The organism is Bradyrhizobium glycinis (assembly GCF_016031655.1).
Taxonomy (GTDB): Bacteria; Pseudomonadota; Alphaproteobacteria; order Rhizobiales; family Xanthobacteraceae; genus Bradyrhizobium; species Bradyrhizobium glycinis.
The window spans coordinates 1-3,934 of record NZ_JACCHQ010000058.1; the positions used below are offsets into that span (position 1 = coordinate 1).

The 3,934-nt window shown below is 62.5% G+C and carries 4 protein-coding genes; 3 read left to right on the plus strand and 1 reads right to left on the minus strand.

Going from position 1 to position 3,934, the window contains the following annotated elements:
- Window positions 1-153 precede the first annotated feature (153 nt).
- Genes HZZ16_RS36775 through HZZ16_RS36785 form a run of 3 tightly spaced genes read left to right on the plus strand, consistent with a single transcriptional unit; the run spans window position 154 to window position 3,289 of the window.
- Entirely contained in the window at window positions 154-1,365 is a 1,212-nt protein-coding gene (locus tag HZZ16_RS36775) for a tyrosine-type recombinase/integrase (protein ID WP_197955737.1), read from the plus strand.
- The gene (locus tag HZZ16_RS36780; RefSeq protein ID WP_197955740.1) at window positions 1,365-2,279 is read left to right on the plus strand and encodes a tyrosine-type recombinase/integrase; all 915 of its coding nucleotides are present in this window, start codon (window positions 1,365-1,367) and stop codon (window positions 2,277-2,279) included. Before HZZ16_RS36775 ends, HZZ16_RS36780 begins: the two co-directional genes overlap by 1 nt.
- Window positions 2,276-3,289, plus strand: a complete 1,014-nt coding sequence (locus HZZ16_RS36785; RefSeq protein WP_197955741.1) for a tyrosine-type recombinase/integrase — start codon at window positions 2,276-2,278, stop codon at window positions 3,287-3,289. Before HZZ16_RS36780 ends, HZZ16_RS36785 begins: the two co-directional genes overlap by 4 nt.
- A 129-nt stretch (window positions 3,290-3,418) precedes the next feature.
- On the opposite strand, the gene tnpA is transcribed toward HZZ16_RS36785, so the two are convergent.
- Window positions 3,419-3,850 (minus strand): IS66-like element accessory protein TnpA, encoded by a 432-nt coding sequence (gene tnpA, locus HZZ16_RS36790; protein ID WP_197955742.1) that lies wholly within the window; start codon window positions 3,848-3,850, stop codon window positions 3,419-3,421.
- Window positions 3,851-3,934 lie beyond the last annotated feature (84 nt).

Below are 3,934 nucleotides of genomic sequence, written 5' to 3' on the forward strand. Positions count from 1 at the left end.
AATTATGCGGAGCCCACGATTATGCGGAGTGTGCGGCCGTTCAATCCGAGAGCCACTTCGTTATCAACAGTTTAGTTCCTGCTGCCCTCTTTCTCACTCCGCATAATCTGAGCCTCCCTTCCTGTCTTGATGGCAACGGAAGGGAGACAAGGAATGGCCAAGTCGAGTGAGGATCACTGCCACGGGCTGCGCTGCATGGACGCAGGCGATCTCGCCCCGCTGGTGACGGAGTTCACACGACACCTGACGGTGTTGGGGCATAAGAGCTTGACGGTGAGCGGCTATGACGCTGCAGCCCGTCACCTCGCGCAATGGCTGACGCTGGCCAAGATCGCAGTCGCTGATATCGATGATGGTGTCGCCGATCGGTTCGCTCGGCATCGCTGTCGATGCCCCGGCATCCGTCGCGAGAGGGGCGTGTCCGCGAAGTACGTGAGGCGGGTACGCCGGTTCATCGAGTTTCTCGGCGAGCGCGGAATCGTCCAGCGCAAGCCGAAGCCCGCATTACCGACGCCCCACCGCCGGGTGGTCGAGTTCCAGTGCTGGCTGCGACAGCATCGCGGCGTCGCAGAGCTAACAATAGATCGGCACGGTCGCGTCGCGAATGAGCTGAGCATTCCAACTTCGCGGCCTGATGCCAAGCGCCGGGAGCAGCCGCATGACCATGCGGTGGCCTATGTGAAGACGATGACCATGGCGCTGAGAGGATATTTGCGGTTCCTCAGCGCGAGGGGGTTGTGCCGAGCTGGACTCGATCAGGCTGTGCCAATCATTCCGCAGTGGCGACTGTCGTCGCTGCCGCGATACATCCGCTCGTCGGATGTCGAGACGTTGATTGCAACGTGCGATCAGACCACAGCGACTGGCGTGCGTGATCGGGCGATCCTGCTGCTGTTGGCGCGACTTGGTTTGCGAGCCAGCGACATTCTTTCTCTTCGTCTCACCGATATTGATTGGCAACAAGCCACGCTGTCCGTTCGTGGCAAGGGGCGCCGGGAAACGAGATTACCATTGCCGCAAGACGCCGGTGATGCCGTGCTCGCTTATCTGGATCAAGCCCGGCCGCACGTCGTCGGTGGTCCAATCTTCTTCATGTTGAACGCACCAATCCGGCCACTGACAAGGTCGAGCGTAGTCTCTGACGTTGTGCGCTGTGCAATACGAAAGGCCGGCATCACCGCTCCGTCGAATGGGGCCAACCTGCTTCGACACTCGGCCGCGACGGCCATGCTGCGGGGCGGCGCGACGCTCGATACGGTTGGTGCCGTGCTCCGCCACCGCTCGCCTGACATGACCGCGCACTATGCCAAAGTCGACGTGACGATGCTGCTGCAGATCGCGCAGCCCTGGCCGGGAGATGCGTGATGCTGAGTCAATATCTGGCCAAATATGTGGACCAGCAGCAGTCGCTGGGGTTCAAGTTCCGTGTCCAGCAAATCCTGCTGAGGGGCTACGTCAGCTTCGCCGAGGAGCACGGCGACCGGCACATCAGAACTGCCCGGGTCCTGGCATGGGCCACACGAGCGCCGTCACCGGAGCAGCGCCGCAACCGGTTGCTTACCGTGCGGCGCTTCGCGCTGGCGATGCATGCCGAGAATCCGCGCCATCAGGTTCCGGCGGCGGATGCACTCGGCCACGCTGTCGTCAAGCGGCGATCGCCTTATATCTATAGTGCGGACGAGATCGCACGATTGCTTCGCGCTGCGGCGGCACTCCGGCCGGTAGGCTCTATCAGACCGATCATGTATGTAACGCTCTTCGGCTTGCTCACCGCTACCGGCATGCGGATCGCGGAAGCTTTGGCGCTGCGGATCGACGATGTAACTGCCGATGGGCTCGTCGTCCGACAGACCAAGTTCCAGAAGAGCCGGCTGTTGCCACTTCACGCAACAGCTCGGCAGGCGCTCGACAGATATCTGGTCACCCGGCGGTCACTGATCACCACAGATCGTGCTCTCTTCGTATCGGTTGCCGGACAGTCGCTGCCCTACAACACCGTGCGACGCATCTTCCTGCAACTCCTCGACAGTACCAATCTCAGGGGCGCCTACGCGGGGCGGGATCCGCGCATCCACGATCTGCGCCACACCTTCGCGGTCCGCTCGCTGGAGCAGTGCCGCTCCGATCGTGCTGCGATCGCCCGCCATATCGTGGCGCTCAGCACCTACCTCGGCCACGCCCACGTGACCGACACCTATTGGTACTTGCAGGCGACGCCGACCCTAATGGGCCAGATCGCCGAGGCCGGCGAGGTATTGCTCATTGGAGGCGCCGCATGACTGCGCTCGCCCCCTACCTGAGCAGCTTCCTGCGCGAGCACCTGCCCAAAGAACGCAGGGCGAGCCAGCATACCTGCGAGGCGTATGCCCAGAGCTTCCAGCTGTTGCTCCAATTTGCCGCCGGCCGGCTCAAGCTCAAGCCATCGAAGATCGAGATCGAACAGCTCGACGCGCCGCTGATCTTGGCATTCCTGGAGCATCTAGAGAAGCAGCGCGGCAACTCGGCGCGAACTCGCAATGCCCGGCTCGCTGCGATCAACTCGTTCTTCCGCTATCTGGAATACAGGGTGCCATCCTGCCTCGACCAATCACGTCGGATCCATGCGATCCCGATGAAGAAGACCGATCAGGCGCTGGTCGGCTATCTCACTCGTGACGAGCTGCAGGCTCTGTTAGATGCGCCAGACGCGAGCACCGTGTCCGGCATCCGTGATCGAGCCATGCTGCATCTGGCCTTCGCCGCAGGAATGCGCGTGTCGGAGCTGGTCGGCCTCCGGCTCGATCAGATCGACGGCCAGACCATGTCCAGCGTGCACATCATGGGTAAGGGCCGTCGTGAACGTGTCTTGCCGCTCTGGAAACAAACGGCTGCAGCTGTGAAGGCTTGGCTCAAAGTGCGCCCAGTCACCGACGCTCCTGAGCTGTTCTTGAACGCCCGTGCTCAGGCGGTGACCCGCTCGGGCTTTGAATACATCCTGACCAAGCATGTCGCCGTCGCCGCTCGCAAGGCGCCGTCGATCGCCGGCAAAGGCGTCAGTCCTCACGTACTGCGCCATACATGCGCCATGCATACGCTTCAGGCGACTCGCGACGTGCGGAAAGTCTCGCTGTGGCTCGGACACGCCAGCCTGCAAAGCACCGAGGTCTACCTTCGCGCCGATCCGACAGAGAAGCTCGAAGCGCTCGCCGCCATGTCGCCGCCGATGCTGACGCCCGGTCGGTTCCGGGCGCCCGACAAGCTCCTGGCCATGCTGAATGTGGCCGGACGCAAGCCGAATTATGCGGAGTGAAATAGGCGAGAAGACCGTGGCGGGAACCAACTTCCCGCCGCACACTCCGCATAATCGTGGGCTCCGCATAATTGCGGAAGTCGACCGGCTTGGTTGCCACCATCACGCGGACAGTTCCGGACGGGCCGATCACCGGCTTGCCTTCAGCGCATGAACGATGGCCGCAATCATCGCCACGTCCGCGTCCCGACCGACCCGGATAGTGACGCCGGCGGCTTCGATCTCGATGCCTCCGATATCCGGCTTGGCCTTGCGTCGCGTTGTCTTGCGCTCATGGCCAGCAACCGCGACTGGTGCCATGGCGTCTACCACCGCCGGTACAAACGGCGGATCGTCAGCCATCGGCGTCGCCAACCGGCGTGCTTGCCGGCGCCAGGTGAACACTTGTTGTGGGGTCAGCCCGTGCCGCCGGGCAATCTCGGAAACGACCGCGCCTGGTACCAGCGTCTCCTCAACAATCCGGGCCTTGTCGTCCTTGGAGAACCAACGACGGCGTCCCGTCTCCGTGATCACTTCCAGCCCGCGCGCCGTCACGTCCGACTTAAGCGTATGGTCAAGCATAGACACAAGCCGATCCCTTCAAAGAGATCGTGAAACTCGCCTATCCCATCTGCCGCGAGAAGGTGGGAGCGGAACGACGCTTAC